The following is a 6,991-nucleotide window of genomic DNA, read 5'->3' as shown; positions in this document are numbered from 1 at the left end:
CCGGCGCCTCGATCCGCTGCACCACATGGCGGACACATGGCGGGACACCACCCCGGGGCGCCTTCCTGGCTCACCGTCCCGAACGCACGCGAGCACGTCCTCCACGAAAACCGAGAACCGCATTTACAGAGCCGCCTAACGCAGTTACCGTCTGGGCATTCGACCCAGGCGCCCCGCCCCTGGGTTCAACCCGGGAGATGTCATGTGCATGAAGTTAACGTGGAGGCGACTGGTCCGCCGATGCCTCGCACTGGCGGCCACGGTCCCCCTCCTGCTGCTCGCGGCCACCCCCACAGCCGCCGCGACACACGCAGCCGCAGCCGCACCCCCAACCGTCACCGGCCCGGTGACCGGCGGAAACGGCTCCCCCGTCTTCTACGGAACGACGTTCGACCTCTCCACCGTCGGATACCGGCAGTCCGAGTACTTCCTCACCGGCACCGCCGCCTCCTACGCCCCCACAGCTCCCCTGACCCCCGACGGCCGCTGGCAGGTCACCCCCGCGAGCACCGCCCCGTACACCACCCGCATCGTCGTGAACCGCCCCGCCGACCCCGCCCGGTTCAACGGCACCGTCGTCGTGGAGTGGCTGAACGTCAGCAGTGGCGTCGACGCCTCCCCGGAGTGGGTCTACACCCACAACGAGCTGATCCGGGAAGGCTTCGCCTGGGTCGGTGTCTCCGCACAGTCCGTCGGAGCGAACGCCACCAGGGCCGCCGACCCGGTCCGTTACGCGGCCCTCTCCCACCCCGGTGACAGCTACTCGTACGACATCTACTCACAGGCCGGTCAGGCCGTACGGGACTCCGCCGCCACCGTCCTCGACGGCCTGCGCCCCCGCACCGTGCTGGCCAACGGCGAGTCGCAGTCCGCGTTCCGCCTCACCACGTACATCAACGCGATCCACCCCCTGGCCTCCGTGTACGACGGTTTCCTCGTCCACAGCCGGCGCGACATCGGTGCCCCCCTGTCACAAGCGCCCCAGGGTGACATCCCCACCCCCGCCGTCGTCCGCCTCCGCACCGATCTCGACGCGCCGGTGCTCGTCGTACAGGCCGAGAACGACCTGCTGGCGCTCGGTTCCCTGGCGGCCCGGCAGGACGACACCCCCCGCCTCCGGCTCTGGGAGGTGGCCGGAACCGCGCACGCCGACGCCTACCTCGCCATCGGTCCCCGTGACGACGGCAGCGGCGCGGCGGGCCTGGAGAACCTGAACGCCCTGCTCACCCCGCCGACCCGGCCCGGCTGCGCCTCGCCGATCAACACCGGCCAGGCGCACTACGTGCTCGACACCGCCCAGTACGCGCTGAACCGCTGGGCGACCACCGGCGTCCCCCCGGCCAGGGCACCCCGCCTCCAGGTGGACACCTCCGGCTCCGTACCCGCCTTCGTCCTCGACGCCCACGGCAACGTCAGCGGCGGTGTCCGCACCCCGGCGGTCGACGTACCGCTCGCCACGCTGTCCGGTCTCGGGCAGTCCGGGCAGTCGTTCTGCTTCCTGTTCGGTACGACCGTCCCCTTCAGCACCGAGAAGCTGACAGCCCTGTACCCCACCCACGCCGCGTTCGTCGCGAAGTGGGCGGCCAGTACGGCAAAGGGCGTCGCCTCCGGCTTCATCCGCCCGGCGGACGCGGCCGAGCTGGTCAGAACCGCCACCTCGTCCGGCGTCGGCCGCTGACATGAACGGGCCCGCCCCCGGGAAACCCCGGAGGCGGGCCCTATTCGACCTCGCGGTGGCACCGCCATGCAGCACCGCGAGGGGTATGCGGGGGACCTGCGGGCGACCTCGGCTCAGCCGAAGCGACCCGAGATGTAGTCCTCCGTCGCCTGGACCGACGGGTTGGAGAAGATGCGCTCCGTGTCGTCGATCTCGATCAGCTTGCCGGGCTGGCCGACCGCCGCGAGGTTGAAGAACGCCGTACGGTCCGAGACACGCGCCGCCTGCTGCATGTTGTGCGTCACGATGACGATCGTGAACCGTTCCTTCAGCTCACCGATCAGGTCCTCGATCGCCAGCGTCGAGATCGGGTCGAGGGCCGAGCAGGGCTCGTCCATCAGCAGCACCTTGGGCTCGACGGCGATCGCCCGCGCGATGCACAGCCGCTGCTGCTGACCGCCCGACAGGCCCGAACCGGGCTTGTTCAGACGGTCCTTGACCTCGTTCCAGAGGTTCGCGCCCTTCAGCGACTTCTCCACGACGTCGCTCAGCTCGGACTTCTTGTACGAGCCGTTCAGCCGCAGCCCCGCCGCCACGTTGTCGTAGACCGACATCGTCGGGAAGGGGTTCGGCCGCTGGAACACCATGCCGACCTCACGCCGGACCGCCACCGGGTCGACCCCGGCGCCGTACAGGTTCTCGTCGTCCAGCATGACCTTGCCGTCGACGCGCCCGCCGGGCGTGACCTCGTGCATGCGGTTCAGGGTGCGCAGGAAGGTTGACTTGCCGCAGCCGGAGGGGCCGATGAAGGCCGTCACCGAGCGCGGCTCGACCGTCATCGAGATGTCCTCGATCGCGCGGAAGGAGCCGTAGTAGGCGCTGAGGCCGCTTACGTCGATTCGCTTGGCCATGGGTATCACTGCTTCTTTCGAGGGGGCTGCCGGCCACGGCCGACTTCTGGTCGCTGTCGTATGGCCGCGTCAGCGACCTGTCTTCGGGGCCTTCCAGCGGGCGATACCGCGAGCTCCGAGGTTGAGGATCATCACGAAGGCGATCAGCGTGAGCGACGCCGCCCAGGCGCGGTCGTACGACGCCTCCGCACCACCACTGTTCGCGTACTGCTGATAGATGTACAGCGGCAGCGAGGCCTGCGCACCCTCGAACGGGTTGTTGTTGATGAAGGGGTTGCCGAAGACCAGGAGCAGCACCGGTGCCGTCTCGCCCGCGATACGGGCGACCGCCAGCATAATGCCGGTGGTGATGCCGCCGAGGGCGGTCGGCAGGACCACCTTCAGGATGGTGCGCCACTTCGGGATGCCGAGCGCCAGGGACGCCTCGCGCAGCTCGTTCGGTACGAGCTTCAGCATCTCCTCCGTCGAACGGACGACCACCGGCATCATCAGGATGGCCAGGGCCAGCGAGCCGGCGAAGCCGAACGGCTGCATGTCGAACTGCAGCATGATGCTGAGGATGAAGAGGCCCGCGACGATCGACGGGATGCCCGTCATGACGTCCACGAAGAACGTGACGGCCTTGGCCAGCTTGCCGCGCCCGTACTCCACGAGGTAGATCGCGGTGAGTACGCCGATCGGCGCGCCCATCGCGGTGGCCAGACCGACCTGCTCAAGGCTGCCGATGATGGCGTGGTAGATACCACCGCCCGGCTCACTGTTGGCGACCACACCCATCGAATGGGTCAGGAAGTAGACGTCGAGGACCTTCACACCGCGGGCGACGGTCGTCCACACCAGGGAGACCAGCGGTACCACGGCGAGCAGGAAGGCGACCCAGACGAGCGAGGTCGCGATGCGGTCCTTGGCCTGACGCTTGCCCTCGACGCGCGTGGCGATGACATACGTACCGACGACGAAGAGGATCGCGGCGATCAGGCCCCACTGGACACTGCTGTCCAGGCCGGCGGCGAAACTGATGCCGACCCCGAGCGCGACGGACCCGCCGGCGAGGGCATAGGGGAACCACTTGGGGAGGCGGGCGCCCTGCAGGGAACCGGGACGCTTGTCGGCTACGACGGTGCTCATGCGTTGGCCCCCGAGTACTCGGCGCGGCGGGCGATGATCGCGCGGGCCGCACCGTTGACCACCAAGGTGATGACGAACAGGACCAGACCGGAGGCGATGAGCGCGTCACGGCCGAACTCGTTCGCCTCACCGAACTTGGCGGCGATGTTCTGCGCGAAGGTGCCGCCGCCCGGGTCGAGCAGGCTTGCCTGGATGAGGAAGCTCGGGGAGAGGACGGTGGCGACGGCCATCGTCTCGCCCAGTGCGCGGCCGAGGCCGAGCATCGACGCGGAGATCACACCGGAGCGGCCGAACGGCAGCACAGCAATACGGACGACCTCCCAGCGCGTGGCGCCGAGGGCCAGTGCGGCCTCCTCGTTCATGCGCGGGGTCTGCCGGAACACCTCACGGCTGACGTTGGTGATGACCGGCAGGATCATGACCGCGAGCAGGATGCCCACGGTCAGCATCGAGCGCGGCGCGCCCTCTTCCCAGGAGAAGATTCCGGTCCAGCCGAGGTAGTCGTTCAGCCAGCCGAAGAGGCCGTTCATGTTCGGTACGAGGATCAGGGCGCCCCACAGGCCGTACACGATGGACGGTACGGCGGCGAGCAGGTCGATCACGTACGAGATGGGGCCGCTGAGCCTGCGCGGGGCGTAGTGCGTGAGGAACAGGGCGATGGCGACCGCGACCGGGACCGCGATGACCATGGCGACGATCGAGGAGACGATCGTGCCGAAGGCCAGGACGGCGATGCCGAAGGTCGGCGGGTTGAGCCCGGTGTTCCACTCGAAGGTGGTGAGGAAGTTGGCCTCGTCCTTGCTGATGGCGATGGCCGCGCGGTAGGTCAGGAAGACCGCGATCGCGGCCATGATCGCCAGCAGCAGGATGCCCGAGCCACGGGAGAGACCGAGGAAGATCCGGTCACCGGGTCGGGTGGCACCGCGGGCGGCACGCTTCTGCTCGACCACGGTGGGCTGGGGGACAGGGGGTGAGGTGTCTGCGCTCTTGGTGGATATGTCCATCGGGTTCTCCGGTCTGCGGGGCCGCACCCGGGGTGCGGCTCCTGGCGGCGGTGCACCGGACGGTGCGGCCCGGTCCGGTGAGGGGACCGGGCCGCACACTCAGGTCAGCTCAGGCTCTCGACGGTGGTACGAACCTTGGCGATGATGTCATCGGGCATCGGGGCGTAGTCGTTCTCCGTGAGGATCTCCTGCCCCTCCTCGCTGGCGATGTAGCGAAGGAACGCCTTGGTGGCGGGCAGGGTGTCCGCCTTGTTGCCCTTGTCGCAGATGATCTCGTACGTGACGAGGACCATCGGGTACGCGCCGTCGGCCTTGGTGGTGTAGTTCAGCTCGAGCGCCTGGTCGGCGCCGGTGCCGACGACCTTGGCGTCCGCGATGGCCTTCGTGGCGTTGTCGATGGTGGCCTTGACCGGGGTGGCGGCGCCGGTGTCGAGGGACACCGTGCTCATGTCCTTGGCGTACGACAGCTCGAAGTAGCCGATGGCACCCTCGGTCGCCTTGACCTGCTGGGCGACACCCGAGGACTGCGGAGCGGACTGGCCGCCCTCGGCCTGCCAGGCCTTGCCGCCCTCGTACTTCCAGTTGTCCGGGGCCGCGGCGATCAGGTACTTGGTGAAGTTGTCCGTGGTGCCGGACTCGTCCGAGCGGTGGAACGGCTGGATCTTCAGGTTCGGCAGCGTCGCGGTCGGGTTCAGCGCCTTGATCGCGGCGTCGTCCCAGTTCTTGATCTTGCTGTCGAAGATCTTGGCGAGGGTGGGCGCGTCCAGGACGAGGTCCGTGACACCCGGGACGTTGAAGCCGACCGCGACCGGGCCGCCGACCATCGGAAGGTCGATGCCCTGGCCGCCGGTGCAGACCTCCTTGGAGGCGGTGACCTCTTCGGGCTTGAGCGCCGAGTCGGAGCCGGCGAAAGCGACCGTGCCCTGCGTGAACGCGGTGATACCGGCGCCCGAGCCGCCGCCCTTGTAGTTGATCTGCACACCGGGGCAGGCGGCCGTGAAGGCCTTGACCCAGGCGTCGATCGCGTTCTTCTGCGCGGAGGAGCCGTCGGCCAGCAGCTGGCCCTTGGCGCCGTCGCACTTGATGGAGCTGTTGGCGGCGGTGGAGGAGCCGTCTGCGCCCGTGTCGGTGCCGGTGTCGTCGGAGCCGCACGCCGTCAGGGCCAGGGCGCCGGAGACGGCGAGAGCACCGAGGGTGAGGGCCCGCCGGTTCATGCGCTGAAGCTTCACTTTCGGGTGTTCCTTCCAGGAGCCGCCGTCCTGAAATCCGGCGGCGTGCGAGGTCGCGAAGTATGGGTGGCGCCAGGGTGCCCAGGAGGGCACACGCAGCACCGGTAAGGCCGAAAGTAGGCAGATCAGGTGAAGCCACCTACGGGCGTAAGTGAACGGCGGGTGAACCCCTGCGGTCGGTGCGGTGAGGTCACGGAACGCTTACGGAGAGAACACGTGTAGGTACCGACCCGGGGATCACCCCCGGACGGCAAGCTCCTGCCGTACAACCTCCGGAACATTCCCTTCCACTTCCTCCGCGAACACGACCGGTGAGGGTACCCACCATCCATGGAACCTGTCTCGTTCGACGGGAGCCAACGCGGGCTCGAACGAAGGAACCGAGAAATCAGGAAACCGGAGAATCGGGGAATCGGTGACCGAGAAATCGGGGCGACCGTGCAACCGAGGAGCACCATGCAGCGGCGTACGTTCATCGGAGGCGGCATGGCCGCCCTGGCGGCGATGCCGACGACGGCGTGCACGGGCACGAAGGGGGAGGCGTCCGCGCGGCGGGAGCAACCCGCACGCACCCCTCACCGCGATGAGCACCTCGGCCCCGGCCAACCGGACAGCCCTCGGCCGCGACCTCGACGGCCCGCTAATCAGCCCCGGGGACGCCTCCTGGGCCGCGGCCCGGCAGCTCTACAACACCCGATTCGACGGACTCAAGCCGGCCGCGGTGGCGTACGTCGCCCACGCGGACGACATCCGTACGGCGCTGTAGTACGCCCGCGCCCACTCCGTCCCCGTGGCGATCCGCAAAAACGCGAGCTTCTCTCCCACCCACCAGCGCCCATCGCATCTACAACCCAGGCCCGGCACCCCAGCCCGTCCGACGCTTGAGAACGAAGCCCGTCCAGCCCGAGCTTCCCTCCCACCCACCAGCCCCCACCGCATCCACAACCCAGGCCCGGCACCCCAGCCCGTCCGACGCTTGAGGACAAGGCCCGTTCAGGGCCGTAGCAGGGGTCTGGGGGCGCAGCCCCCAGGAACGGGATGGGACGGGTAGGGGCGGCGGGG

Annotated in this window: 5 protein-coding genes and 1 pseudogene; 2 read left to right on the top strand and 4 right to left on the bottom strand. The window is 68.8% G+C overall.

All coding sequences use genetic code 11. The features are described 5' to 3' along the window. Positions 1-208 precede the first annotated feature (208 nt). Positions 209-1,678, top strand: coding sequence for an alpha/beta hydrolase domain-containing protein (locus RB628_RS38800; RefSeq protein WP_318325357.1), 1,470 nt, complete (start codon positions 209-211; stop codon positions 1,676-1,678). 113 nt (positions 1,679-1,791) lie between these two features. Here the strand turns inward: RB628_RS38800 and pstB are convergent, their stop codons facing one another. The 4 genes from pstB to pstS all read right to left on the bottom strand — a co-directional run bounded on the left by pstB (position 1,792) and on the right by pstS (position 5,929). Continuing rightward, positions 1,792-2,568 (bottom strand): phosphate ABC transporter ATP-binding protein PstB, encoded by a 777-nt coding sequence (gene pstB, locus RB628_RS38795; protein WP_318325356.1) that lies wholly within the window; start codon positions 2,566-2,568, stop codon positions 1,792-1,794. A 69-nt stretch (positions 2,569-2,637) separates the two neighbouring features. Then, complete coding sequence (gene pstA, locus RB628_RS38790) at positions 2,638-3,696, bottom strand: phosphate ABC transporter permease PstA (RefSeq protein ID WP_318325355.1); 1,059 nt, start codon at positions 3,694-3,696, stop codon at positions 2,638-2,640. Next, positions 3,693-4,700 (bottom strand): phosphate ABC transporter permease subunit PstC, encoded by a 1,008-nt coding sequence (gene pstC, locus RB628_RS38785; protein WP_318325354.1) that lies wholly within the window; start codon positions 4,698-4,700, stop codon positions 3,693-3,695. Before pstC ends, pstA begins: the two co-directional genes overlap by 4 nt. Positions 4,701-4,804: 104 nt before the next feature. Continuing rightward, on the bottom strand, positions 4,805-5,929 hold the full coding sequence (gene pstS / locus RB628_RS38780) for a phosphate ABC transporter substrate-binding protein PstS (protein ID WP_318325353.1): 1,125 nt from the start codon (positions 5,927-5,929) through the stop codon (positions 4,805-4,807). A 456-nt stretch (positions 5,930-6,385) separates the two neighbouring features. Between pstS and RB628_RS42825 the strand changes: the two are divergent. After that, positions 6,386-6,692, top strand: a pseudogene (locus RB628_RS42825) (hypothetical protein); the annotation flags it as partial. Positions 6,693-6,991 lie beyond the last annotated feature (299 nt).

It is taken from the genome of Streptomyces sp. ADMS (assembly GCF_033441795.1).
In the GTDB taxonomy this organism is placed as follows: Bacteria; Actinomycetota; Actinomycetes; order Streptomycetales; family Streptomycetaceae; genus Streptomyces.
The sequence above is the reverse complement of the archived record's forward strand: the minus strand, read 5'-3'. Positions and strand labels throughout refer to the sequence as shown.

Coding starts and splice junctions, on each gene's coding strand:
- pstC (WP_318325354.1), bottom strand. CDS start 4,700: ATGGACATATCCACCAAGAGCGCAGACACCTCACCCCCTGTCCCCCAG.
- pstA (WP_318325355.1), bottom strand. CDS start 3,696: ATGAGCACCGTCGTAGCCGACAAGCGTCCCGGTTCCCTGCAGGGCGCC.
- pstB (WP_318325356.1), bottom strand. CDS start 2,568: ATGGCCAAGCGAATCGACGTAAGCGGCCTCAGCGCCTACTACGGCTCC.
- RB628_RS38800 (WP_318325357.1), top strand. CDS start 209: ATGAAGTTAACGTGGAGGCGACTGGTCCGCCGATGCCTCGCACTGGCG.